Consider the following 23,558-nt stretch of genomic DNA (forward strand, 5'->3'; position numbering starts at 1 on the left):
GGGCACGTGGCGTGGCGGCCAGCGTCGTTCTGATGGGAGGCATGATGGTGGGTGCCGCCGGGGGAGTGGCGGCCGAGCCCGACGGGCCCGGCGCCCGCGAGGGGTTACCGAGCCTGGTGCCCCTGCCCGTCTCGGTCGAGGAACGGAGCGGCGCCGAGTTCGTGCTGGACGCCGACACCGGCGTCCGGACCGAGGCCGGATCGGCCGAGGCGCGGCGGGTCGGCGAGCACCTGGCCGAGATCCTGCGCCGCTCCACCGGCTACCCCGTGCCGGTCTCCGACGCCTCCCCCACCGACACCTCCGGCATCCAGCTCCTGCTCGCGGATGCCGACCCGGTGGTCGGTGAGCAGGGCTACCAGCTCGACACCAGCCCGGACGGGGTCACCATCCGCGCCGAACACGCGGCCGGCCTGTTCTCCGGGGTGCAGACCCTGCGCCAGCTCCTGCCGCCCGAGGTGGAGAGCGCGACCGTCACCGACGCGGACTGGACCGTGCCCGGCGTCAGCATCACCGACTACCCGAGGTTCGGCCACCGCAGCGTGATGCTCGACGTCGCCCGGCACTTCCACCCGGTCGACCACGTCAAGCACTACATCGACCAGGCAGCCCGCTACAAGGTCAACCACCTGCACCTGCACCTGACCGACGACCAGGGCTGGCGGATCCAGATCGACAGCTGGCCGAGGCTGACCACCTACGGCGGCAGCACCCAGGTCGGCGGCGGCCCCGGCGGGTACTTCACCAAGGACGACTACCGCGAGATCGTCGAGTACGCCGCCGAACGGCACATCACCGTCGTGCCGGAGATCGACATGCCGGGGCACACGAACGCGGCGCTCGCCTCCTACGCCGAACTGAACTGCGACGGCATCGCCCCACCGCTGCGGACCGACATCGAGGTCGGCTACAGCTCGCTGTGCGTCGACCTGCCGCTGACCTACGAGTTCGTCGCCGACGTGATCCGGGAGCTCGCCGAACTGACCCCCGGCCCCTACATCCACATCGGCGGGGACGAGGCCGACGCCACCACCGACGAGGACTACGCGCTGTTCATGTCCCGCGTGATCCCCATCGTGGAGGAGAACGGCAAGCAGGTGATGGGGTGGCACGAGATCGCCAACACTGACATCCCCACCGACGCGGTTCCCCAGTTCTGGAGCACCAGCACCAGCCACGAGGGAGTGCGGGCCGCGGCCGAGCGGGGCGCCAAGGTGTTGATGTCCCCGGCGAACAAGACCTACCTCGACCACAAGTACGACGCGACCACCCAACTCGGGCTCCAGTGGGCCGGGTTCGTGGAGGTCCGCGACACCTACGAGTGGGATCCGGGTACCCACGTCGAGGGAGTGAGCGAGTCCTCCATCCTCGGCGTCGAGTCACCGCTGTTCACCGAGACCATCGTGACCACCGACGACATGGAGTACATGGCCTTCCCCCGGCTGCCCTCGGTCGCCGAGGTCGGCTGGACCCGGGCCGAGGCGCGCGACTGGGACGACTTCCGGCTGCGCCTGGCCGGGCAGGCGGCGCACTGGGAGGTCCTGGACCTGAACTTCTACCGTTCCCCGCAGATCCCGTGGCCCGACGCGGAGCACCCGCCGGGCACGTGCTCGGCGCCGGCCTGGTCCGCCACCGAGGTCTACCTCGCCGGGGACGTCGTCTCGCACGCGGGTCGTGAGTGGACCGCCAAGTGGTGGACGCGTGGCGAACAGCCCGGGACGACCGGTGAATGGGGTGTGTGGCGGGACGAGGGCTCCTGCTGAGACGGTTCACCAGGGTGACCACGGGGAGGGCGGCGTCCGGGAGGGCGTCGCCCTCCTCCCCGAGGAGCGGCCGGACCGCCGCCGCCGCGCCCACCACAGGGGACAGCGGTCCCGGGCGCCCGGCTAGTCTCCCGCTGGTGAAGGCACCCGATCCCGCCACGACCTTCGACCACGTCGCCGCGACCTACGACGAGGACGGCCACCACCAGCACGTGGCCGAACTGCTCCTCACCGACCTCCCCGCAACCCCCACGGGCCCGCCCGACCTGGTGCTGGACGTCGCGACGGGAACGGGCGCGGCGGCGTTCACCGCCCTGCGCCTGCTGCGCCCGACCGGTCTCCTCGCCGTCGACATCTCCCCGCGCATGGTGGGCCGGGCCCGGGAACGGGCGACCGCCCTCGACCCCGCCGGCAGGATCGACTGGCGGGTGGCGCCCGCCGTGCCCGCTCCCGTCGGGGACGGCACCGTCGACCTGGTGCTCTGCGCCTCGTCCTACCAGTTCCTGGGGGCGGCGGCGTTCCGGGACTGGCTGCGGGTCCTGCGGCCGGGCGGGTGCCTGGCGGTCACCCTGCCCTCGGCCGCGTCGTTCGCCCCGTCACCCGACTTCGCCAGGCTGGCGCCGCCCGACCTGGTGTTGCCCTCCGACGAGGGGCAGGCGGCCGAGATCCTGGCGCGGGGCGGCTTCGACCAGGTGCGCGTGCGCGGGCGGGACTTCGGGGGAGACCGACCCAGGGCGGTCTTCCTCGCCCACGCCGTCGCACCGGCGGCGCGGCGGTGAGGACCGGGGCCGCGCTGGGACGACGATCAGTGGGGAGGCCCCGGTCGCGGTCGGACGACGCGCCGGCCGACCACTGACCAGGGCCCCACGCGGGGTGGGGCGGGCGCCCGGCCCCAGCATCCGAGCGAGTGGCGGGGCGCCACCGCGCCAGGCCTCCCACCCTGGCGCGGCGTCGCCGTCCGGCCTCCGAGGGCCGCCGCCACTCCGTCCGCCCCACCCGGGCATCAACGGCGCGGTGCGCCGCGCCTTCCGGGTGCCGGCTGGACACGTCGGCCCCACGGGACCCTGGTCCTGGCGTAGGAGACCGCCAGCACGGCGACCAGCACGAGGGCGCCCCCGTCGGTGACCACGGTCGGGACCAGCCCCAGCGGTCCGTACAGCTGGAAGGCGGCCTCCAACGACTCGACCGGCACGAGTACGACGCCGGCGGCCTGCCCCAGGTTCACCACCACCACGAACCAGAACAGCCACGCCCGGTCCAGCCAGTGGGCCAGCACTCCCACCGCGTTGCCGAGGACGAACAGCGTTCCCACCAGTTGGAGGCCGGACAGGAAACCCGCGGCGTCCGCCGAGGCCCGTTCGGGGGTCGCCCCGGCCAGCACCATCGTCCGCACCATCAGGTCCACGTCCAGCACGACGAAGTTGTGCAGGCCGGTGCCGATGGTGAAGACCAGGCAGGCCCACGCCGTGACGGCTCGCAGCCGGGGGTCGCGCACCGCGCCGGACCCCCGTGGCCGCGTCTCCGCCGGTTCCCGTGTCATCCCGTTCCCCTCCGGTGGTCGTGGTGGCGGAGTCGAGTCTCGTCGTCGGCGTTCCACCGGACGTCCACCGCCGGGACGGTTCAAGGGACCTCCCCGGGGAGGTTGGCGCGGTCCGGCGTCGTCACCCGTACTCCCCTCGGAGTAGGGGCGGGCACCTCGTCCGAGGGACGCGCCGCGGATCACCTCGGCCCTATGCTCGGCCGGTGATCCGGAGCGGGTGGACGACTGACGTGGTGCTGGCCGTCGCCCTGACCTGCGCGGTCGCGGTGGGCACCGAGATCCTGTGGCGGACCGGTCCGCAGGGCGAACGGCCGGATCTGATCGCGTTCGTCCTCCTGGCGGTGCCCGCCCTGTCCCTCGCCTGGCGTCGTCGGGCGCCGGTCCTCGTGACCGCCGTGACCTGCCTCTGCGCCGCCGGCTACTTCTGGGGCGGCTACCCGCCCCTGTTCGCCGCCGCTCCGGTGCTCGTGGCGGTCCACACGGCGGTGGGGCTCGGTCGCCGCGAGGTCGGGTGGGCGGCGGCGTCCGCCCTCGCGGGCTCCGTGTTCGTCGTGGAGGTCGTCGTCGCCGACCAGGTAGCCACCGGATCCCTGTGGATGACCGGCTACCTGCTCGCCGCGATCACCAGCGGGGAGCTTGTCCGCCACCACCGCGCCCACCTCGCGGAGGTCGAGCTGCGGCGGGCGGAGGCCGAACGCACCCGGGAGGAGACCGCCGTCCGGCGGGCCGACGAGGAGAGGTTATGGATCGCGGCGGAACTCCACGACTCGCTCACCCACAGCATCTCGGTCATCGGTGTCCAGGCGGGGATGGCGAGCCACCTGCTCGACAAGGAGCCCGAGCGGACCCGGGACGCGTTGCGCGCCGTCAGGGAGGCGAGTCAGGACGCGATGCGAGAACTGCGCGCGACCCTGGGGGTGCTCCGGCACACCGAGCCAGGCCAGGACACCCCCGGACTGCGGCGCCTGCCGGCGCTGGTCGCCCGGGCCCGGACGGCCGGCCTCGCCGTCACCACCAGGGTGACCGGTAGTCCCGTTCCCCTCGACGGCGAGGTGGACCGCGCCGCCTACCGCATCGTGCAGGAGGCGCTGACCAACGTCCTCCGGCACGCGGGCCCGGCCGCCGTGGAGGTCACCCTGGACTGGCGGCCGCCCCTGCTGCGACTGTCCGTCGTGGACGACGGCAGTGGTGGGGGCGGAGGGCGGGACGGCACGGGGGTGGTGGGCATGCGGGAACGGGCCGAAGGCGTCGGTGGCCGTTTCACCTCGGGGCACCGCCCCGGACGCGGTTTCCAGGTGGCGGTGACCCTGCCGGTGGCTCCGTGATCAGGGTGTTGGTCGCCGATGACCAACCGCTGATCCGGGGCGCCTTCCAGGTCCTGCTCGACCGGGAACCGGACATCGAGGTGGTGGCCCAGGCGGGCAACGGGTTGGAAGCCGTCGAACTGACCAGGCGGCACCGCCCGTCCGTGGTCCTGCTCGATGTCCGGATGCCCCTGCTGGACGGGATCAGCGCGGCACGGCGGATCATCGCGGATCCGGAGCTCGCCCCGGTCAGCGTCGTGATCCTCACCAACTACGCGTTGGACGAGTACCTCTTCTCCGCGCTCCGCGCCGGTGTCAGCGGATTCCTGGTGAAGGACTCCGAACCGGCCGAGTTGATCCACGCGGTGCGGGTGGCCGACCGGGGCGACGCGGTGCTCGCGCCGTCGGTCACCCGGCGTCTGGTCGAGGAGTTCGCGGCCCGGCCGCCCACCCCGGCCCCACCACCCGAACTCGACGGGTTGACGGTGCGGGAACGACAGGTCCTGGCACTCGTGGGCGCTGGCCTGTCCAACGCGGAGATCGCCCGGGAGTTGACGATCAGCCACCTCACCGCGAAGACCCACGTCAGTCGGATCATGACGAAGGTCGGGGTGAGGGACCGGGCCCGCCTGGTGGTGCTGGCCTACGAGTCGGGCCTGGTGGTGCCGGGCCGTCGGATCTCCGGCTGACCCCCGGTTGGTTCGCCGGAACAGGGGAAAGGAGGGGGACGCGTTGCTCGCGGATGCCCTGGGTCGCCGGAACCGTCGTAGGGAGCTGGTTCACTGCGGTTGGTCGCCGTGCGCGCTTGCGGCGGCCCCCTGCCGGGCCAGCCGGCTCATCCCGCGGGCTCTCCGGCGGTCGCGCCCTCCCGGAGGTTCGTTCCGCGCGGCCGGCGGCCTCCCGCCCCACCACTCATGAGAGGACCTCGTTGTGCGCAGGCTCAAGCTTCAGGTGCAGACGACCGTTGACGGCTACCTGGCCGGTCCGAACGGCGAGATGGACTGGATGACGTTGCCCTGGAGCGAGGATCTGAACGACTACGTGAAGACCCTCATGGCACCCGTCGACCACATCATGCTCGGACGCCACCTCGCCGAGGGCTTCATCCCCACCTGGGCCGCCAACCCCGATGGCGAGACCGAGGAGACGGTCGCCTGGATGAACGACACTCCCAAGACCGTCGTCTCCAACACCCTGACCGAGTCGCCGTGGGAGAACGCGGTGATCGCCGGTGGCGATCTCGCGGCCGTCGTGCACCGGTTGAAGGACGAGCCGGGCGGCGACCTGATCGCCTACGGCGGCGCGACGCTGGTGTCCGGCCTGATCGGGGGTGGGCTCGTCGACGAGATGCACCTGTTGGTCAACCCGGTGGCGATCGGCGCGGGTCTTCCCGTCTTCCCGCCGCTCGCCGAGTACCAACGGCTGCGCCTGGTCACAGCCCAGCCGTTCGACTGCGGGATCACCGCGCTGCGCTACGAGCCCTCCGCCGGGTGAGGCAGCCGGGTGCGGAGCGGGAGCTGACCGTTCCCATCAGGCGGTGCCCGGGCCGGGAGCGGGGGACACGGGTGGGGTGACCGGAGAGGCGCTCGGGTCGGGTGGGGGCGCACCGGGGGTGGGGTTGGGGCCGCGCACGGTCAGCCGAGGCGGTCCGCTGCCTGGTCCGGTCAGGCGGCGGTCGGTGGTGGACACGGGCCTGGGGCGACCGTTCGGAGGAGCCATTGACCCGGCCGGGGCCGCGACGGCGGCTCGGCTGTCGGGACGCCGTGTCGTCGGATCGTCGTGGACGGTGAACCTGGTTCGGAGTGACGGGCGGGCCCCGGACCGTCCCCCGGCCGCGCGCCGCCTCGGCGGGACCGAGGAATCCCCCGACCGAAGCTTGATCGTTCGAAAATTCTCGCACTATTATGGTGCGAGAATTTTCGAACGATTGGAGTGTGGTCGTGAGCCCGTCCCGGACCTACGAACATCCGGACCGCCAGGACATCGCGCTGCCACGCGTGCTCTTCGCGCTCAGCGAGCCGCTGCGACTGGCGATGGTGCGCAAACTCGCCGCCGAGGGCGAGGTGGACAGCGTGGAACTGGGGCCGGACCTGCCGCGCTCGACCCTGACCCACCACACCAGCCTGCTGCGGGAGTCCGGAGTGGTCCACGTCCGCGCCGAAGGGCGCAAGTGCATGATCCGGCTGCGGGAACGGGATCTCGAGGAGCGCTTCCCCGGGCTGGTCGGCATCGTCCTCGCCGGGTACGACCCCCACCACGTCCCCGGCGACCACGAGGACGAGGACGGGACCAGGTGATCGGCACGGTGTGGCCGCTGGTCGTCGCGGCCGTGTCGCTCGGGATCGACGCCTACGTCCTGGCCGGGGTGCTGCCCCAGATCGCCGACTCGCTCACAGCCACCGTCGGCGCCATCGGTCTGGGGGTCACCGCCTTCACCGGTGCCTACGCCGTGGCCGGCCCCCTGTTGTCCGGCAGGTTCGTCGCGGGTTCCACCCGGCGGGGACTGCTCGTCGCGCTCGGCGTCTTCAACGCCGGCAACCTGATCACCGCGGTCGCCCCCAACCTCGAGGTGTTCCTCGCATCGCGGGTCCTCTCCGGCGTCGGAGCCGGCGTGCTCACCGCCCTGGCCACCAGTGCCGCCGCGGCACTGGTGGCGACCGAACGGCGGGGGAGGGCGATGGCCCTGGTCACCTTCGGCCTCTCGGCCGGAACGGTCGCTGGCGTGCCCACCGGGATGCTCATCGGCCACCACGTCGGGTGGCGCTGGACGATGGGCCTCGTCGTCGCCGTCGGACTGGTCAGCATGCTCGCCGTGTTGCTGCGCTCCCAGGCCATGCCCCCGTTGGACGCGGGCGGTGCCCGCGTCGCCGTGATCCTCACCCCCCAGGTGGCCATCGGTGTGGCACTCGCCTTCGTGTTCGGCCTGGCCAGTCTCGGCCTGTACACCTACCTGCTCCCGATGGCGGCCGAACGAGGGGTGGGGTCCTGGGGGTTCACCTTCGTCTGGGCCTGGGGTGTGGGCGGCGTTGCCGGGTCGATGGTGGCGGGCCCGCTCATCGACGGTCTCGGCTCGCGCCGACTGCTGCCCGGTGTCGCCGTCCTGCTGGTGGCGTCGTTCGCCGCGCTGGCCCTCCTCGACGGTCCCGCCGCCTGGCTGGTGGCGATCGCCCTCTGGGGCGCCTGCGGTTGGGGTGGAGTACCCGTGCTCCAGGACGTCCTGACCCGGTCCCGCCAGGAGCGCACCACCTCCGTCGTCGCCTTCCAGATGGCCGCCATGTACCTCGGCGCGTCGGCCGGGTCCGCGCTCGGCAGCGCGCTCCTCGGCGCCGGCACCAGCGCCGGCGACCTCCCGCTGGCGGCCACCGCGACCGGTGTCCTCGCGGTGCCGCTGGCGTTCCTCGTCCTCGGGTCGCGGCGGACGAGAGCCGGGGGCGCGACCCCCTCCGAGCCGGAGTCGAGGGCCCAGGCGGGAACGGGAAGGACGTGAGACCTCCACCGGTCCGGTGAGCCCCGCCGGCGGACCTCCGGGCCCGCCGGTGCCGGCGGTGGAGTTCCAGCCAGCCTCGTTCTCCCTCCCCGTGGCGGCGTCGCCCGGCGAGCACCCCTCCGGGCCGGCAGCCTCCGACCCGCCCCTCCCGGTGTCGACGGTCCGCGACCGCACCGCGCACCGGGGACCTCCCCCGGCCCGGCTACCGGTAGTAGACGGCCAGGGGGTGGGGGCCGTCACGGCGGACCTCGACGGGGGTCTCGAACACCTCCTCCAGCGTGGACCGCGTCATCAGCTCCGACGGCGGTCCCGCCTGGGCCACCCTGCCCCGGGTGAGGGCGATGATGTGGTCGGCGTAGGCCGAGGCGAAGTTGATGTCGTGGATGACGATGACGATCGTCTTCCCGAGCTCGTCCGCCGCCTTCCTGAGCTGTTTCATCATCGCCACGGCGTGCCGCATGTCCAGGTTGTTCAGCGGCTCGTCCAACAGGATGTAGTCGGTGTCCTGGGCGAGGACCATCGCCACGTAGGCGCGCTGCCGCTGCCCACCCGACAACTGGTCGAGGTACCGGTGTTCCAGCTCGCCCAGGTCCAGGAACTCGATGGCCTGGTCGACGTGCCGGTGGTCCTCGCGGGTGAGGCGTCCCCGGGAGTGCGGGAACCGCCCGAAACCCACGAGTTCCCGGACCGTCAGCCGGGTGACGAAGTGGTTCTCCTGCCGGAGGATCGATGCCGTCCTGGCGAGCTCGCGGCTCGGGGTCCGGGTGATGTCGTGCCCACCGATGGTGACGGTACCCGTGGTCGGTTCGGTCAACCGGCCGATGATCGTCAACATCGTGGACTTGCCCGCCCCGTTCGGTCCGACGAGCGCGGTGATGCCCCCGCCGGGGACGCTCAGGGTGAGCGGGCCGAGGACCGTGGTGTCCCCGTAGGTCTTGGTGACGTCCGACAGGGTGATCACAGGGCGCCCTTCCGCAGCAGGTGGACGATGAAGAAGAGCCCACCCGCGAACTCGATGATGACCGACAGCAACCCGGCCGCGTAGAACACGTGGCGGAGCACGAAGTAGCCGCCGAGCAGGGTGACGACGCTGAGGAGGAACGCGAAGGGCAGCACGTGGCGGTGCTGGGACGAACCCGTCAACTGGTAGGCGAGGGTGGCGACGATGAACCCGAAGAACGTCATCGGCCCCACCAGGGTCGTGGAGATCGAGATCAGCACCGAGGTGAGGATCAGCAGCACGGTGACCTCGCGCTTGTAGCGCAGACCGAGGTTCGTCGCCGTGTCCCGGCCCAGCGCGATCACGTCCAGGTGGTGGCGCCGCCGCCAGACGACGCCGAGCGCGATCGCGATCACCAGCGCCGCCCACGGCAGGTACGCCTCGTTGGACATGCTCAGGTTGCCGAACAGCCGCGCCGAGAGCACGTCGAACTCGCTCGGCGTGAGCAACCGCTGCATGAACGAGGACAGCGAGCCGAAACCGACGCCGAGGACGACCCCGACCAACAGCATCACGTGCAGGTTCCCGCGCCGTCCCGAGAACAACCAGGTGTAGAGCACGGTCGCGAAACCCACCATGAGCAGGCTCTGGATCGCGACCTTGGCCAGCCCGTCGGTGGCCGCCGCGGCCGCGCCGCCGAAGAAGAACACGAGCGCGGTCTGGATGACCACGTAGACGGCCTCGAACCCCATGATCGAGGGGGTGAGGATGCGGTTGTTGGTCGCGGTGTGGAACAGCACGGTGGCGACCGCCTGGCAGCAGGCGACGATCAGAATGGTCGCCACGGTGGTGAACCGCATCTCGACGGCGAGCCAGAAACCCCGGCTCCCCGGGGTGGAGGGGATGTTCCACACCAGGACCCCGACCACGGCGGCGACGGCCACCAGGCCGAGAACGGCGAACCTCGGCCAGAGCCGGGGTGCGCTCCGCCGGTCCCGGTCGACGTCGGGGGCGGGAGCGGGACGGGTGGGGAGGGATGTGCTGGTGTCAGCCATGACGACGCTGCCTCAGGAGAAGCGTGATGAAGACCGCGGCACCGAGGATGCCGAGGATCATCGAGACGGGGATTTCGAACGGCATCCGGATGACCCGTCCCACGATGTCGCAGAGCGTGACGATGGCGATGCCACCGAGGCACACCCAGGGCAGGTTGGACCGGAGGTTGTCGCCCCGGACCATCGAGACCAGGTTGGGGACGACGAGGCCCAGGAAGGGCAGGAACCCGACGACGACGGTCGTGATCCCGCTGGCGATCGCCACGAGGGTGGTGCCCACCAGCATCACGTGGTTGTAGTTGACCCCCACGTTGGTCGCCACATCCTTGCCCAACCCGGCCACCGTGAACCGGTCCGCGACCACGTAGGCGATCACCACGACGATCGCCACGACCCACAGGAACTCGTACCGGCCGCGCACCACGCTGGTGAAGCTGCCCGTGAACCAGGTGCCGAGCATCTGGAGCAGCTGGGTCGAGACCGCCAGGTAGGTGGTGAACGCCGAGACGACCGCGCCGAGCATGATCCCGATGAGGGGGACGATCAGCGAGGAACGCAGCGCCACCCGACGCAGGATGGTGAGGAACACCAGGGTGCCGACGAACGCGAAGCAGCTCGCCACCGCCATCCGGGTGGACAGGGTGGCCTGCGGGGCGACGATCACGGTCAGCAGGAGACCGAGCGTGGCCCATTCGGTGGTGCCGGTGGTCGTGGGTTCCACGAAGCGGTTCTGGGTGATGAGCTGCATGATCAACCCCGACACGCTCATGGCGCAGCCCGCGAGGACGAGCGCCGACGTGCGGGGTATCCGCGTGATCCAGAACATCTCGGCCCCGAACTCCTGGCCCCCGATGTCGTACACGCCGACGAACAGGGATGCCACCACCAGGCCCAGGACGAGCACGGTGGCGACGGGGAGCGCGGCGATCCGGGGCAGGGCTCCGAAGCGGGCTCCCGGCCGGGCGGGGAGCCCTTGTCGTGTGGTGTGAGTCATGATGTCGACGTCGGGGGTGCGCGCGGACCGGAACGGTCCACGCGCACCCGCCTCCGTCCCCTTACTCGGCGTCGGCGAACGCGGTCGCGACCGCGTCGAAGAGGGTCGTGTACGCCTGGATGCCCTCGTCGAGGTAGAAGCCGGGTTCGAGGTAGATGACCTGGCCCTTGCGCACGGCCGGCACGTTCGCGAGCGCCTCGGAACCCTCGATCAGCTCGGCGGCCGGGACGTAGCCCTCCTCGTCGAAGGTGGCGTCGCGGTCGAGGACGACCAGCCACTCCGGGTTCGCCTGCGCGATGGCCTCGACGCTGATGTCGTCGCCGTGGGTGCTGTCCTCCGCGGCCTGCTCGATGCCGGGGACGAGGTCGAGCGTGGGGAACAGCAGGCCGACTCCCCGCCCCGAGCCGGGCGCGGCGTAGGAGATGTCACCGCCGGAGGTGATCAGGCCCACGACGGTGTCGGTGCCGTTGTAGGCGTCCGCCGCGGCGGTGATCGCGGTGTCGAGCTCGTCGACGATCGCGGCCGCGTCGTCCTCGCGGTCGAAGATCTGGCCGAGGATCTCGACCTGGCGCCGCAGCTCGGCGACCTGGTCCTCGCCGTCCCGCGCGTTGATCTCGACGGTGCGGGGCTGGATGTCCTTGAGGTCCTCGTAGACCGAGGCGAAGCGGTACCCGCCGATGACCAGGTCGGGGTCGGCCTCGATCACCGCCTCCAGGTTGGGCTCGCGGTGGGAGCCGACGTCCAGGACGGACGGATCGTCCGACAGGTCGGGCCACAGGTCGTGCATCAGCGGCTTCGGTACCGCCGCGACGTCGACGTCCCAGTCGCTGAGGGTCTGGAACGTCGTGTTGTCCAGTGCGACCAGCCGCCGGGGGTTGACCGGGACCTCGATCTCGCCGTGGTTGTCGACAACGGTGACCACGTCCACGTCATCGGAGGTCTCCTCGGGCGGTGCCGCGCAGCTGGCGAGGACCAGCGCCGCCGCTGACACCGCCCCCAGAACTCCCAGGGGCCGACGGCTGAACATGGTGGGCATAGAGGACTCCCGTGTCTGCTGTGGCGCACCTGAACGGATCGCAGGTGCCGGTCGCTCCCCGGATGACGGCGGGGCAACCCGGCGGTAGCCTAGGCTAGCCTTACCTAGGTAAGTCAAACCTAACTCCTGGGAGATCCGCCACACGCCGGCGAACGCGGGTCGGGGCCCGCCAGGCCGACCCGCGCCGCCCGGCCAGGCTGGTCGGGGGCGGGCGGGGCGCGAACCGGTCGATCAGCGACCCGCTCCCGTCTCGGAGGTCGCGGTCCGAACCGGTCGGCCGTTCCGGGCGGCGGGGTCCCGAGACGGTTCCCCGTCACCCCGTCACCGCGTCGCCCGGTCGCCCCGTCGCCGCGTCGGCCCCGTGGGGGCCGGGGGTGGCCGGTCGGTGGCCGGCCACCTCGTCATCCCGTCCGACCACCGAGGCGACCCGTGGCCCGCTCAGCTCCCCGATCGTCGGAGCGCGCCGCCGAGTTCGGCGATGGGCCGGTGCGAGCAGAGGTCCTGCCAGGTCAGTCCGGTCCAGCCGGCGAGGGTGGCGCGATGCAGGATCGCCGGTACCGAGGTGAACGTGCCCCCGGCTGCCAGGTAGCTGCTGGTGCCATCGACCGGTCCTGGTGGGAGGTAGGCCCGCAGGATCTCGACGAGGGCATCCCGCTCGGGGGAGGGCGGTCGGGGGTGGCGCGGGGCGGTGGTGTCCCAGTGGATGTGGAAGTGGTCCGGGACGGCGAAGCCGGGCAGGTCGAGTTGGGACGTCGCGGCCGCGCGGAGGTCGGCCTCCGTGGTGGCCGGGGGTGTGGTGACCTCCGCGATGAGGGTCGCGGTGGGGCCGACGCCGGCGACGCGGACGGTGGCCCGGTGCACGAGGTCCAGTGCGACGAGTCCCGCCTGGACCACCTGGGGGTTGACCCAGCGGTGGTGGGACAGGGGGATCAGGTGGGGTGCCGCGGCCGGGCGGGGCACGGGCGAGGGGGCGCGCCCGGAACGCAGGGTCCTCGCCACGTGGTCCAGGAACCGGTGGATGAGGGGGCCGCCCTCGGCGGTCAGGCCCACATGCGCCAACAGGGTGATCCGCAGGGTCTCCCGGAGCCGCCAGACGGTGACGGCCAGGTACTCGACGGCGTGGTGTTCGGAGTCCTCCACGCTGATCCCCGCCACGGGCGCGGGCAGGCCCACCCGGTCGGCCGGTCGTCCTTCGACGAAGTTGTAGTTGATCGTCGGGACGATGCTGACCCCCCGTTCCCGGGACACCCGGTGCGACTCCTCCACCACGCCCTGGTCGCCGTGCCCGCCGTTGCGCAACGCCACCAGCGTGCGGTGCCACAACGTCGCCGCCGCCTCGCGGAGGTCGTCCGGCAGGCCCCACCCGGGCACCAACGAGGTCGTGGGTTGGTAGCAGACGACCGAGCCGTGCGGTTCGGACGGACCCCCGTGATCGGTGAGCAGGCGCCACAACGTCGCCGAGTCCTGGGGGAGGAGGAACCCCGACGCCGAGGTCACCGCCGCCAGGACGATCGCCGAGGCCGGTATCCCCCACCGCCGGGAGTGCCCGTCGAGGTGGCCCAGCAGCTCCGGGGAGTCGAGGTCGCCTCGCAGTCCCCGCCGCTGGCTCCCCGGCGGGACGCGGGAGGAGAAGTCGGCGGTGAAGGGGGTGTTGGGCAGGGTCAGGAGCAGCACCCGGACGTGGCGCCGGTGCCGCTGGTCGGCGAGCCGGCCGCGCTCGCCGTCCTCGGCGGCCCGCAGGCGGTCCGGACCGATCGCCGGCGGCCAGGCCGGGGGTAGGGGCCGGCCGGCCGTCAGGGCTTCCACCGCCGTGGTCAGCTCCTCGCTGATCACCGCGCGGCCACGACGCCCGGCGGTGACGTGGTGGAGCAGGCAGATCAGCACGATGTCGCCCTCGGCGGTGGCGACGAGCAGCCAGCGCGCGGGCCAGTGCCGGGCGTGGTCGAAGGGGGCGGTGCGGTGTTCCTCGACGAGGGCGTCGAGGTCGGCGGGGTCGAGGGGGCCGTGGTGGTGGATGGTCGGGGTGGTGTCGGGGGGTGCGATGACGTGGTGGAGGTGCCCGTCCTGGCCGGGGACGACGGTGCCACGCAGGGCGGTGTGCCGGGCGGTGAGCATCCGGACGGCCCGTTCCAGGTGGTGGGCGCGCACGGGGGAGGTGAAGCTCCAGCGGAGGTCGGCGAACACCTCGCTCGGCGGGGAGTGCTGGAAGATCACCAGCGAGGTCAGTTGCGCGGAGGTCAGCCGGTGTGCGTGGGGCACGGTCGTGTCCTTCCTCGGTCCGGTGCGACGAGCCGTCCGACGGGCGCGTCTCCCGGCCGTGACGTCCTCGGATCGTTCGGGGCCCGTGCCGGGCGGACCGCGCCTCACCGCCGACCCCGCGCGGTCCGCTCGTGCCACCCCGGTGTTCCGGTCTCCCGCCCCTCGGCGCCTCCCCGCCGCCTGGTCCCGGGCTGGCCGCGACGGCGACGAACCGGGACGCCCGTCCCGGGCGGCCGGCCAGGGGCCGGCCCGGTACCGGGGCACGCCACCACCGGTGTCCTGCCTCCCCGCCGCCAGGTCGTCCGGCGCGCCACCACCCGTGCCGCCACCGCATCCAGCGCGGGCGGCTCACCCGGGCCGGCGATACCGGTCACGATCGGCGCGCGGGCTCCCCGCCGGGTGATCCCACGTGAGCGGCGGGGCACCACCCGGTCTGACCCCCACCCGGGGACCGGGTCACCGGAACCTCGGCGGCGCCGGCACCAGCGGTTGACCCCGGATCAGCCCGAGCCGTCCCGAAGACCAGCGAGGACCACCCACAGCGACTCCGCCGTCCCGAACGTCTCGGCCGTCAACGCCTCGTCCGGGAACTCCACCTCGAACTCCTGCTCCAGGTCGACGAGCAGGCCGACCGTGGACATCGAGTCCAGGCCCAGGTCGATGAGACGCCGGTCCCCCAGCAGCGGGTCGTCGGCGGGCAACAACGGCAGGTACTGGCGTACCAGCGCCTCGAACTCGGCGGGCCAGCCGGTCATCGGCACACACTCCTCGGATCGGGCCCGAGCGTGGTCACCGTGGGCTCGAGCAGGCACAGCGCCCCACTGGACGTCAGCAACGCGGCGTCGTCGTGGTTGAGCGAGGCGGAGCGCAGGTCGCGCACCAGCCGCTCCAACGGCGGACGGGAGCCCCGCAGGTAGCCCGCGCGCAACCCCGCCAGCTCGACCATCTCGTTCGCGGCCGCGTAGGTCTCCTCGGCCGCGAGGACCTTGAGCGTGTTCAGGTGGATCTGGCAGGACGCGCCCGCCAGCGACGACCCCCGCTCATGGGCCCCGAGCACCTCGTCCAACACGCCCGACAGGTAGCCCCCGACGGCCTCCAGCCGAACGCGGACGCGGGCCACCCGGTGCCGCACCAACTCCGACCTCGGGTCCGCCCGGACCCCGTCAGTGCGGCGGATCCGGCGCACCAGCTCCCCGAAGGCGCCCCGTGCCGCCCCGAGCCACGCCGCGCTCCACCCCAGGTGGGCGACCGGGGCGAAGGACTCGACCGCGATGTCGGCGAAACCACCGGGAACCCCGAGGACCTGCCCGTCGGGCACCCGACCGGACACCGTCAGGCCGACGTTCTCCACTCCACGCATCCCCAGCGACGCCCACGGTGGTCCCGCCGTCACCTCGACCTGATCGCGGTCGGCGTAGACCAGGCTGACCTGCCGAGGGGTGGCGTCGGGAGCGGCGCGCATCGTCACGAGGAAACCGTCGGCGTGGCGGCCACCGGTGACCACCGGCGCCTCCCGCCGCACCACGTGGTGCTCCCCGTCCGGCACGAGTTCCTGATCGCAGGTGAGCAGACCCGACGAGCCGAGCTCGGTGGTGATCGAGGCGAGGTACGTCCCGCCGGAGGCGACCCGGGGCAACAGGTGGGCGCGGAGTTCACGACCGGCGTGCCGCACGAGCGCGTCCACCTGTTGGCAGTGCATGGCGTACACCAGGGCGCTGGACAGGCATCCCTCCGCGATCCGGGACGTCACCGCGACCAGGTCGCGCAGGTCACCGCCGAGCCCGCCGTGGTCCCGGGGCACCAGCAGACCGAGCAGACCGTTGTCCCGCAGGACGTCCAGCACCTCGTGGGGGAAACGACCCGCCGCGTCGACGTCCTCGGCGTGCTCGGCGGCGACCTCCCGCGCGGCCCGCGCCAACGCGAGCACGTCCGCCCCACCACTCACCGGGCTCCACCGGCCCCCGGGACGAGCGCCGCCCAGCGCCGTCCCAGCGGCGCGGCGGCCCGTATCCCACGCCGGGCCCCCAGAGCGCGGATGCGTCCTGGCCCCGCGTCGGCACCCACCGGGCCCCGGTGTCGACACCCCCCGAGGAGGCGACGGAACGGCGGGAACCGGGACCGCTGATCACCGGGCTGGCCCCACGGGGCGAACCGGCGGTCGCGCCGGGAACGCGGGGTGGCGAACCGGCGGGGGGCGGGCGGGGGGAGCAGCGCCCGAGGCGTCGCTCCCACCGACGAGGGGACACGGCGGGGGAGGGGGCGGCCTCCGGGGGCCGGTGGCGGCGAGGAGGTCGACGCGGGCGTGCCGCTCCCGCGTCGCGGGGTGGAACGGGGGGCCCCGACATCCCGTCCAGCGGCGCCCGGCGGGAGGCCGACGAAACGGTGGACGACCCTCGCCCCTTTCGCCGAGCGGTTTCGAGGAACGATTTCCAGCGGCACGGCCTCCCACGACGACGACCGTTGTTCGCGGGTCCCGGTCATCGTCGGAGGGCGGTGCGCATTTCGTGCCGCGAGAGTCCGCACAACGGCAGATCGTAGCGACCACCGGACATCCTGACCATTGGCCGTGGCGAACCGAACGGGCACCCGAATCATCGGGGCCACGCGGAATTCGGCGGCCGCCGCTGTCAATCCCACGTTCGGAGCAAAGGGGCCAACCCCTGCCCCGCCTGCCACCGTCCCGCCGAGCCGACGCGGTGCCCGCAACCCCGCCCCGGCCGGTGGTCAGCGCGCCCCCGGCGCCGCGCGTACCACCTGGTCATCCCCACGTGACGGTCGAGCGGAAGCCCTCGCGCCACGACCTCTGACCAGTGGGGAGCGTGGCACCACCACCAGGGGCGGACGGAACGCGTCGCACGGCGAAATGCCGTCGGTCCGAATTCCGGTCCTTCCCGCTCCCCGGCGGGAATGGGGGGATTGCCGGTGCTCTCCCGCTCGTGGCAGAGTCCTGGGTGGTCCCGACCGGGGAGGTCGAATGCGGGCGGTGGGAATCGGGGCGCCGTATGCCGGTGTACCGGTGTTCCGAGTTCTCCGGCGGGGCATGGCGAGGAAAACCGTGCCGGATCACTTCCCGCCGCCGCTCCCGGCCCGGTGTCAGCCGGCGTCGGCGTCCCACGACGGCAACGTCCCGGAATCCCCACCGGTCATGGTCACCGGGAAGGCGACCGCGCCGTTACCGCCCGCCCGGCGTCGCCCGGACGACGACGGGGTCGGCGAGCCGACGCGAGCCCCGGCGGCACGGGCCGCTCGGCACGCCCCCGGCGGTGACCACCGGCACGGGCAACCCCGGCACCGCTCGGCTCCGCACCGGGATCGCCGTCGTCGATCCGCGCGCTCGCGGCGGGATGCGCCATGACCGAGGCCGTCGTCGTGGGCGGAGGCGTGGTCGGTCTCTCCGCCGCCCGTGAACTGGCACGCGCCGGCCTGTCCGTCACCCTCCGCACGGCCGCCGGGATCGGGGACGGTGCCAGTGCCGCCGCCCACGGGCAGCTCGTCCCCCCGGCCGCGCCCCTGACCGGCCTGTGGAAGGCGAGCCTGACCGCCTACGACGAGGTCTCTCCCGGCACGACCACCGGACGGCTCGTCCTCGCCGAGACCGCGACCGAGGCGGCCGCGCTCCTCGACGGCCCCGGCACCGTCCTGGCCGGACCCGAGCTCGCCGCCCTGGAACCCGCGCTGGCCCCCGGCGTCCGGGCGGCCCTGCACCAGCCGGAGGCAAGGCGGATCGACCCCCGTGAGGTCACGCGCGCCCTGCACGCCGAACTGGTGGCCCTCGGGGTGCGCGTGTCGGAGTACGACCCGGTCGTCGACATCCTCCGCGAGCCCGGACGCTGGCGGTTGCGCGGTACCGACGGCACGGGCCGCCTCCACCGCGTCGTCGTCCTCACCACCGGACTGGGCACCCGACAGCTGTGCGCCCAGCTCGGGCACCGCATGCGGCTGACCGGGTCGCGGGGTCGCCTCCTGCGCACGGTTCCCACCGCCCCACTGCTCGGCCACATCCTGGGCGAGGTCAGCATCGGGCCAGCCAGGACCGGGACGGCGGTCGGGCTCCTGGTCCACCAGCGCGCCGACGGTGTCGTTCTCGTCGGCGCCAGCTGGACGGCGGAGGACCAGGCGGAACCGGCCGATCTCGACCGCCGCATCCTGCGCCGCGCCGCCACCCTGGTACCCGCGCTCGCCGACATCCCCGTGGCCGGCCGCCGCTCCGGCGTCCGACCCCTGTCGCCCACCGGCAGACCGATCATCGACGAGATCGACGACGACCTGTACGTCTGCTGCGGGCACGGCGGGGAGGGCTTCATCCTCGGCCCTGGTTCCGCCGCCCTGCTCGCCGATCTCGTCCTCGACCGCCGACCGGTGACCGACCCGGCTCCGTTCCGCCACCAGGAGGGGCCGGAGTGACGGCGCCCCGGGCGTCCACCGGGCCGGCACGTGCCGCCGGGTGGTCACCCCCGCCCGGCGGCACGCCGCACCAGGAGATGGCCACGGCGGAACCGCTCACCCTCGCCAGGCTCCCGCGTCATCCGACCCACCTCCAGGAAGCCCGCCCGGTCGAGCAGCTCCGCGAGTTCGTCGACCGGCCAGCGGTAGGCGGTGACGACCCTGTGGTCGAACGCGGTCACCGGGTCGCCCTCCGACTCGAAGAAGCCGAGGAGGAGGTGACCACCGGTGGCGAGCACCCGACCGAATTCGGCCAGGTACCCGGGAACGCTCTCCGGCGGGGCGTGGATGATCGAGTACCAGGACACGATGCCGGACACCGACCCGTCGGCCAGGTCGAGGCGGTCCATCGACCCGAGGTCGAACCGCAGGTCGGGATACGCCCGGCTGGCGATGTCGATCATCGCTGGGGAGAGGTCGACGCCGAAGACGTCCAGGCCGAGCTCCCGCAGGTGCGCGGTCAGCTGCCCGGGGCCGCAACCCAGCTCGACCACCGGGCCCGGGCTCGTGGTCCGCACGAGTTCGGCGAAGGCGGCGAGCACCGCGCGATCCAGCGGAAGGCCGGCCAAGGCGTCGCGGGCGAACTCGGCGTAGGGCACGGCCAGCTGGTCGTAGGCGGTGGCGGTCCGGGACAGGTGGGAGTCGACGTCGGTCACGACCGAGCACGGTAGAGGTGGTACCGGTCGGCCCGTGGGCGGGGCCGCCCACCGTCGACCGGCGCGGCCGACCCGCTCAGCCGGCGGCGAACCACTGGTCGACGGCGTGCCGCGGGCCCTCCTGGTCCGGCCGGGGCTCGTTCGACGCCCACGCCACCCAGGAATCCGGTCGGAGGAGGAGAGCGGTCACGTCGGTGTCCGCCCTGGCCCGCACGACCTCGACTCCCGCGACGTCCAGTTCACCGCCCTCGGTGAGGTCCAGCAGCAGGGGACGCGCTGCCCTGACCATTTCGGACAGCCGCACCGTTCCCCGCGAGGTGCGCAGGTCCAGTTCCGGCGCGGCCCACCCCGCCCACGGGTGGGCTCCTTCCGCCACCGGGTACCGGACGTCCGAACCGGCCACGAGATCGGCGAGGACCCGGACGACGCCAGGTTGGGTGAGCAGCTCGCCGAACACCTGGCGCAGGCCCGTGACGTCGTCGCCAGGCGCGAGCAACGCCGCCTGGGCCTGCGAGAAGGTGATGGCGCGGTCGGCGTGCGGTCGGCGTTCGGTGTCATAGGTGTCCAGCACGTCGACCCCGCCCGTGAGCCGAGCCGCGAGCTTCCACCCGAGGTTGATCGCGTCCTGGAGGCCCAGGTTCAGCCCCGTGCCGCCGGCGGGGAGGACGTGCGCCGCGTCGCCGACGAGGAACACCCGGCCCGCCCGGTACCGCTCCGCGACGCGGGTGTTGCCGCCCCGGAGCCGGCGCAGCAGGTGTGGCCCCTCGCCAGCCGGCGACTGGAGGGGAACGTCGGTACCCAGCACCCTGCGCACGCTGGCCCGCATCTCCTCCAGGCTCATGGGGACGTCGATGTCCGGCCCGTCCCACTCGACGGTGGCGATCAGCGGGGGGCGCCCCGGGAGCGGCGCGTAGGTGAAACCGCCGTGGGCCGTGCGGGCGGGCAGGAACGGCGGGACGGCACCGTGACCAGGCACGGTCAGGACGCCGGTCGCCGCGTCCACCCACTCCGGCGGCACCGTGGCGTGCGCCGTGCGCGTGGTGGTCCTGTCGTGGGTGACACCCGGGAACCCGATCCCGGCGGCCTCGCGGACGGCGCTGTGCGCGCTGTCGGCCCCCACGAGGTACCTGGCCCGCAGTTCGTGGGCACCTCGTGGACCGTCGACGGCGAGGGTGACGCCGTCGTCGTCCTGGACGAGGCCGGTGCACTCGTGCCCCCGGCGGATGTCGACGCCCAATTCGCGGGCGCGGTCCTCGAGCACGCCCACGAGGTCCCGTTCCGGCACCGGGAGGGTGTGGAGCGGGCTGTCCTCCACCAGGCCCAGGTCGAGCGGTAACGCCCCGAACACGTAGTGCCCCCGGTGGGCCCGTGGCGGGCCGGGCCGGCCGCTGAGCCGTTCGAACAGCCCCCGGCGGTCCACCATCCTGACGACCTGCCCGACGAGCCCGTTCGACCGGGGTTCCGGATTCGGTTCGGTGCGGCGTTCCAACACCACCGGGCGGACGCCTCCGAGGGCGAGCTCGCAGGCGAGCATCAGTCCGTTGGGGCCGCCGCCAACGATGACCACGTCGTTCATGGGTTTCCCTCCGTCTCGTGCCGCGCGGTCGGACCGGGTTCGGCGGAGGCGCCGAGGGTTCGGCCTGGCGGGTTCCGGCTGGGCGCCGGCATACCTGTGCGGATCTGGTCGAAGACCTCGCGGAGCAACGCGACGAGCGACTGCCGAGGATCACGGGTCCAGTGCGTCAGCGCCGAGCCGAGCCCGGCGCCGACGACGGCGGCGACGGTGCCCGGGTACAGGTCCTCCGGCTCGGTGCCGGTGCGCTCGGCCACGGCGGCCGCGAGTTCCCGCTGCGAGGTGGCGTGCGCGCGGAACACCTCGTGCTGGACCGCGGGCGTGGCGAGCAGCGCGCGCAGTGCCGAGGCGTAGGCGTCGTCCGGCCTCGGCGGTGTCCCTCCTGGGGGCTCGAACTGTTCGACGACCGCGTGGACCAGCGCGTCCCAGAGCGGTTCGTCGGCTGGCCGTGCCCGCAGGGCCGCCGCGGTCCGCCGACCGCGTTCGACGTGGTTGGCGACCACGGCCTCGGCCTTGTTGGAGAAGTAGTTGCGGAAGGTGCGTTCCGAGACGTTCGCCTCGGCCGCGATGTCCTCCACCGACACGTTCTCCAGCCCGTGTGCCAGGGCCAGGCGAATGGTCGCCTGGCTCAGTGCGAGGCGTGTCTCCCGCTTCTTGCGTTCCCGCAGCCCGCCTTCGGTCGTGCTCACGGACGACACCGTAGCAAAAGTTGCCGAAGAGGAAAAATTTCCTGACTGGCAAGATTTTTTGGGCTGGTGTCCGCATCGATCGGACGCTTCGCTGGGGCCGAGCACCGGCCCGCCGTTCACCGCCGGCGTGCTCGGAGATCCCGTGCGTGGGAGCCATCGGGGTCAGGGAGCCGACCCGCTAGGCTGCCGGCTGCGCTGACGAGGGGGAGAACGGACCGATGGCGGAGAGTCCCGAACGCACCGGGGGGCACGAGGAGACGGCACGCCCGAGGCGGATCGTCGTGCTCGGTACCAGTGGTTCCGGCAAGAGCACCCTGGCGACCAGGCTCGCGAGGGAACTCGGGATCGACCACGTCGAACTCGACGCGCTCCACCACGGTCCCCACTGGACTCCCCGCCCCACCGAGGAGTTCGCCGCCGACATCGCCGAGCTGCGCGACCGGCCCGCCTGGGTCGTGGACGGCAACTACATCGACCGGGTCGCCGACACCCTCTGGCCCCGGGCCGACCTCGTGGTGTGGCTGGACCTGCCCCTGGCCGTCATCCTCCCCAGGATCCTGCGCCGCACCGTCCGGCGGATCCGGCACCGCACCGAACTGTGGGCGGGCAACCGCGAGGACTGGTCGGCGTTGTTCGGTCGGCACTCCCTGCTCGTGTGGGCGGTGCGGTCCCAGCGCGCGCACCAGGCGGAACTGCCGGGGAGGCTCGCGGCCCTGCGGAGGAGCGGGGTGCGCGTCGTCCGGCTGACCTCCGGACGTGCCGCCGACCGGTGGCTCGTCGAGGAGACGAACGGCTGACCTCCGGACCACCCGTACCCGGCGGGTGACCCGGCCGTGGGGTGGCCCCGGGGGCCGCTCCGTCCCGCGCCGCCGGGGCCACCCGCCCCACGCCGTCCGCGCGGTCGCCCGCGCCCGAGCCGCGTTCGTCGAACCCGGGCGGGAACGGGGCGTGGCGGGGGATCAGGGTTCGGTGTGGAAAGCGAACTCGTAGTCGTCGCCGGCCGAGCCCTTGACGCAGGCGATCCCGGCCGTCTCACCGTCGTCGACGGTGCACGACCAGCCGTGGGAGACGTCCACGTTCCCGAGGGCCGCCTCGGCCTTCTCCTCGTCCGGCAGCGAGAGGAACTCGTCGATCACGTTGAACGCCTCGGTGCAGCCCACCCGGCCGCCGACCGTGGGCATGGCGATCAGCCGGTGCGCGCCGGTGTCGGTCTCGATCTCGCCGCAGTCCACCCGTTCCAGGTCGTCGGTCGCCGACGTCGCGCCATCGTCGGCCGCTCCGCCCGCCCCCGGGTCGGCGGTTCCCGCCCCGGAGGTGGCCGACCCCGACGTCGGCGCCCCGAGGCCCGGGTCCGTCGTCGGTTCGTCCAGCCCGGACCCGGTCGTCGCGTCGACGCCGTCGCCGGGACTGGTCGGCTCCTGGTCGCCGGAGCCCTCCCCGCACCCGACCAGGAACACCCCGCCGAAGGCGAGGACGGCGGGAATGAGCACACCAGGACGTCGCATCATCGCAGGTCCTCCTGTCTGTCGTGTCCCTTCACCCATCCAGACGCACCTGGAAGGGCAAGGTTGTCGCGGAGAAAGATCCGTTGGACATTTACCAACCATAGGGTTGTGTTTGTGCCTCGTGGTCGCGACACCATCCACGCGCTCGTCGGGCGAACCGTGTCCGGGCTACCCGGACCCGTGGCGGTGTACACATCGGTCCCTGGGCGAGGAGCTGACATCGACCTCGGGTGAACCCCGCGCGTTCGTCCGAACGGAGGGCGCCGACCCGCCATTCGGCCCCGGTAGAACACTGGTCGACCGGTCCCCAACGCGGT

At 72.9% G+C, this 23,558-nt stretch carries 21 protein-coding genes; 9 read left to right on the forward strand and 12 right to left on the reverse strand.

The window, feature by feature from the left end; translation table 11 throughout:
- Positions 1 to 32 precede the first annotated feature (32 nt).
- On the forward strand, positions 33 to 1,760 hold the full coding sequence (locus ACOJVX_RS12175) for a family 20 glycosylhydrolase (RefSeq protein WP_418153327.1): 1,728 nt from the start codon (positions 33 to 35) through the stop codon (positions 1,758 to 1,760).
- Between the two features lie 137 nt (positions 1,761 to 1,897).
- A complete protein-coding gene (locus ACOJVX_RS12180) occupies positions 1,898 to 2,539 on the forward strand; it encodes a class I SAM-dependent methyltransferase (protein WP_418153328.1) in 642 nt (213 codons plus the stop codon).
- A 224-nt stretch (positions 2,540 to 2,763) separates the two neighbouring features.
- On the opposite strand, the gene ACOJVX_RS12185 is transcribed toward ACOJVX_RS12180, so the two are convergent.
- The gene (locus ACOJVX_RS12185; protein ID WP_081715690.1) at positions 2,764 to 3,300 is read right to left on the reverse strand and encodes a hypothetical protein; all 537 of its coding nucleotides are present in this window, start codon (positions 3,298 to 3,300) and stop codon (positions 2,764 to 2,766) included.
- A 203-nt stretch (positions 3,301 to 3,503) separates the two neighbouring features.
- Here ACOJVX_RS12185 and ACOJVX_RS12190 point away from each other — a divergent pair, with 203 nt between their 5' ends.
- The 5 genes from ACOJVX_RS12190 (at position 3,504) to ACOJVX_RS12210 (ending at position 8,091) form a co-directional block, all read left to right on the forward strand.
- Positions 3,504 to 4,625 (forward strand): sensor histidine kinase, encoded by a 1,122-nt coding sequence (locus ACOJVX_RS12190; protein ID WP_418153329.1) that lies wholly within the window; start codon positions 3,504 to 3,506, stop codon positions 4,623 to 4,625.
- Positions 4,622 to 5,293, forward strand: coding sequence for a response regulator (locus ACOJVX_RS12195; protein ID WP_016700877.1), 672 nt, complete (start codon positions 4,622 to 4,624; stop codon positions 5,291 to 5,293). Before ACOJVX_RS12190 ends, ACOJVX_RS12195 begins: the two co-directional genes overlap by 4 nt.
- A gap of 241 nt (positions 5,294 to 5,534) precedes the next feature.
- Positions 5,535 to 6,098 (forward strand): dihydrofolate reductase family protein, encoded by a 564-nt coding sequence (locus tag ACOJVX_RS12200; protein WP_016700876.1) that lies wholly within the window; start codon positions 5,535 to 5,537, stop codon positions 6,096 to 6,098.
- A 446-nt stretch (positions 6,099 to 6,544) separates the two neighbouring features.
- Positions 6,545 to 6,901, forward strand: a complete 357-nt coding sequence (locus ACOJVX_RS12205; RefSeq protein WP_035292986.1) for an ArsR/SmtB family transcription factor — start codon at positions 6,545 to 6,547, stop codon at positions 6,899 to 6,901.
- Positions 6,898 to 8,091 (forward strand): MFS transporter, encoded by a 1,194-nt coding sequence (locus ACOJVX_RS12210; RefSeq protein ID WP_016698135.1) that lies wholly within the window; start codon positions 6,898 to 6,900, stop codon positions 8,089 to 8,091. The genes ACOJVX_RS12205 and ACOJVX_RS12210 overlap by 4 nt, the downstream gene beginning before the upstream one ends.
- A gap of 202 nt (positions 8,092 to 8,293) precedes the next feature.
- On the opposite strand, the gene ACOJVX_RS12215 is transcribed toward ACOJVX_RS12210, so the two are convergent.
- The 7 genes from ACOJVX_RS12215 to ACOJVX_RS12245 all read right to left on the reverse strand — a co-directional run bounded on the left by ACOJVX_RS12215 (position 8,294) and on the right by ACOJVX_RS12245 (position 16,320).
- Positions 8,294 to 9,052: an ABC transporter ATP-binding protein gene (locus tag ACOJVX_RS12215; protein WP_016698134.1), complete on the reverse strand. Its 759-nt coding sequence runs from the start codon at positions 9,050 to 9,052 to the stop codon at positions 8,294 to 8,296.
- The gene (locus tag ACOJVX_RS12220) at positions 9,049 to 10,086 is read right to left on the reverse strand and encodes an iron chelate uptake ABC transporter family permease subunit (RefSeq protein WP_026420338.1); all 1,038 of its coding nucleotides are present in this window, start codon (positions 10,084 to 10,086) and stop codon (positions 9,049 to 9,051) included. Before ACOJVX_RS12220 ends, ACOJVX_RS12215 begins: the two co-directional genes overlap by 4 nt.
- Entirely contained in the window at positions 10,079 to 11,080 is a 1,002-nt protein-coding gene (locus tag ACOJVX_RS12225; RefSeq protein ID WP_081715677.1) for an ABC transporter permease, read from the reverse strand. The genes ACOJVX_RS12220 and ACOJVX_RS12225 overlap by 8 nt, the downstream gene beginning before the upstream one ends.
- A gap of 61 nt (positions 11,081 to 11,141) precedes the next feature.
- Positions 11,142 to 12,116 (reverse strand): siderophore ABC transporter substrate-binding protein, encoded by a 975-nt coding sequence (locus tag ACOJVX_RS12230; RefSeq protein ID WP_016701223.1) that lies wholly within the window; start codon positions 12,114 to 12,116, stop codon positions 11,142 to 11,144.
- Between the two features lie 438 nt (positions 12,117 to 12,554).
- On the reverse strand, positions 12,555 to 14,375 hold the full coding sequence (locus ACOJVX_RS12235) for a hypothetical protein (protein WP_418153332.1): 1,821 nt from the start codon (positions 14,373 to 14,375) through the stop codon (positions 12,555 to 12,557).
- A gap of 500 nt (positions 14,376 to 14,875) precedes the next feature.
- Positions 14,876 to 15,130 carry a phosphopantetheine-binding protein gene (locus ACOJVX_RS12240; RefSeq protein WP_030106720.1) on the reverse strand — a complete coding sequence of 85 codons (255 nt, stop codon included), beginning with the start codon at positions 15,128 to 15,130 and terminating at the stop codon, positions 14,876 to 14,878.
- Positions 15,127 to 16,320, reverse strand: coding sequence for an acyl-CoA dehydrogenase family protein (locus ACOJVX_RS12245; RefSeq protein WP_051314315.1), 1,194 nt, complete (start codon positions 16,318 to 16,320; stop codon positions 15,127 to 15,129). Before ACOJVX_RS12245 ends, ACOJVX_RS12240 begins: the two co-directional genes overlap by 4 nt.
- Before the next feature lie 1,406 nt (positions 16,321 to 17,726).
- On the opposite strand from ACOJVX_RS12245, the gene ACOJVX_RS12250 reads away from it, so the two are divergent.
- A complete protein-coding gene (locus ACOJVX_RS12250) occupies positions 17,727 to 18,779 on the forward strand; it encodes an NAD(P)/FAD-dependent oxidoreductase (RefSeq protein ID WP_030106717.1) in 1,053 nt (350 codons plus the stop codon).
- 44 nt (positions 18,780 to 18,823) lie between these two features.
- On the opposite strand, the gene ACOJVX_RS12255 is transcribed toward ACOJVX_RS12250, so the two are convergent.
- The 3 genes from ACOJVX_RS12255 to ACOJVX_RS12265 all read right to left on the reverse strand — a co-directional run bounded on the left by ACOJVX_RS12255 (position 18,824) and on the right by ACOJVX_RS12265 (position 21,736).
- Positions 18,824 to 19,474, reverse strand: coding sequence for a class I SAM-dependent methyltransferase (locus ACOJVX_RS12255; RefSeq protein WP_016700827.1), 651 nt, complete (start codon positions 19,472 to 19,474; stop codon positions 18,824 to 18,826).
- A 76-nt stretch (positions 19,475 to 19,550) separates the two neighbouring features.
- On the reverse strand, positions 19,551 to 21,050 hold the full coding sequence (locus ACOJVX_RS12260; RefSeq protein WP_030227500.1) for an FAD-dependent monooxygenase: 1,500 nt from the start codon (positions 21,048 to 21,050) through the stop codon (positions 19,551 to 19,553).
- Positions 21,047 to 21,736 carry a TetR family transcriptional regulator gene (locus tag ACOJVX_RS12265; RefSeq protein ID WP_156038577.1) on the reverse strand — a complete coding sequence of 230 codons (690 nt, stop codon included), beginning with the start codon at positions 21,734 to 21,736 and terminating at the stop codon, positions 21,047 to 21,049. Before ACOJVX_RS12265 ends, ACOJVX_RS12260 begins: the two co-directional genes overlap by 4 nt.
- A 218-nt stretch (positions 21,737 to 21,954) precedes the next feature.
- Here ACOJVX_RS12265 and ACOJVX_RS12270 point away from each other — a divergent pair, with 218 nt between their 5' ends.
- Positions 21,955 to 22,533 carry an AAA family ATPase gene (locus ACOJVX_RS12270; protein WP_016700830.1) on the forward strand — a complete coding sequence of 193 codons (579 nt, stop codon included), beginning with the start codon at positions 21,955 to 21,957 and terminating at the stop codon, positions 22,531 to 22,533.
- 162 nt (positions 22,534 to 22,695) lie between these two features.
- Here ACOJVX_RS12270 and ACOJVX_RS12275 read toward each other — a convergent pair whose 3' ends face one another.
- Positions 22,696 to 23,244, reverse strand: coding sequence for a hypothetical protein (locus tag ACOJVX_RS12275; protein ID WP_157163196.1), 549 nt, complete (start codon positions 23,242 to 23,244; stop codon positions 22,696 to 22,698).
- Positions 23,245 to 23,558 lie beyond the last annotated feature (314 nt).

This window comes from Actinoalloteichus caeruleus (assembly GCF_049311605.1).
GTDB classification, from domain to species: Bacteria; Actinomycetota; Actinomycetes; order Mycobacteriales; family Pseudonocardiaceae; genus Actinoalloteichus_B; species Actinoalloteichus_B caeruleus.

Coding starts and splice junctions, on each gene's coding strand:
- ACOJVX_RS12175 (WP_418153327.1), top strand. CDS start 33: ATGGGAGGCATGATGGTGGGTGCCGCCGGGGGAGTGGCGGCCGAGCCC.
- ACOJVX_RS12185 (WP_081715690.1), bottom strand. CDS start 3,300: ATGACACGGGAACCGGCGGAGACGCGGCCACGGGGGTCCGGCGCGGTG.
- ACOJVX_RS12220 (WP_026420338.1), bottom strand. CDS start 10,086: ATGGCTGACACCAGCACATCCCTCCCCACCCGTCCCGCTCCCGCCCCC.
- ACOJVX_RS12225 (WP_081715677.1), bottom strand. CDS start 11,080: ATGACTCACACCACACGACAAGGGCTCCCCGCCCGGCCGGGAGCCCGC.
- ACOJVX_RS12230 (WP_016701223.1), bottom strand. CDS start 12,116: ATGCCCACCATGTTCAGCCGTCGGCCCCTGGGAGTTCTGGGGGCGGTG.
- ACOJVX_RS12240 (WP_030106720.1), bottom strand. CDS start 15,130: ATGACCGGCTGGCCCGCCGAGTTCGAGGCGCTGGTACGCCAGTACCTG.
- ACOJVX_RS12250 (WP_030106717.1), top strand. CDS start 17,727: ATGACCGAGGCCGTCGTCGTGGGCGGAGGCGTGGTCGGTCTCTCCGCC.
- ACOJVX_RS12260 (WP_030227500.1), bottom strand. CDS start 21,050: ATGAACGACGTGGTCATCGTTGGCGGCGGCCCCAACGGACTGATGCTC.
- ACOJVX_RS12270 (WP_016700830.1), top strand. CDS start 21,955: ATGGCGGAGAGTCCCGAACGCACCGGGGGGCACGAGGAGACGGCACGC.
- ACOJVX_RS12275 (WP_157163196.1), bottom strand. CDS start 23,244: ATGATGCGACGTCCTGGTGTGCTCATTCCCGCCGTCCTCGCCTTCGGC.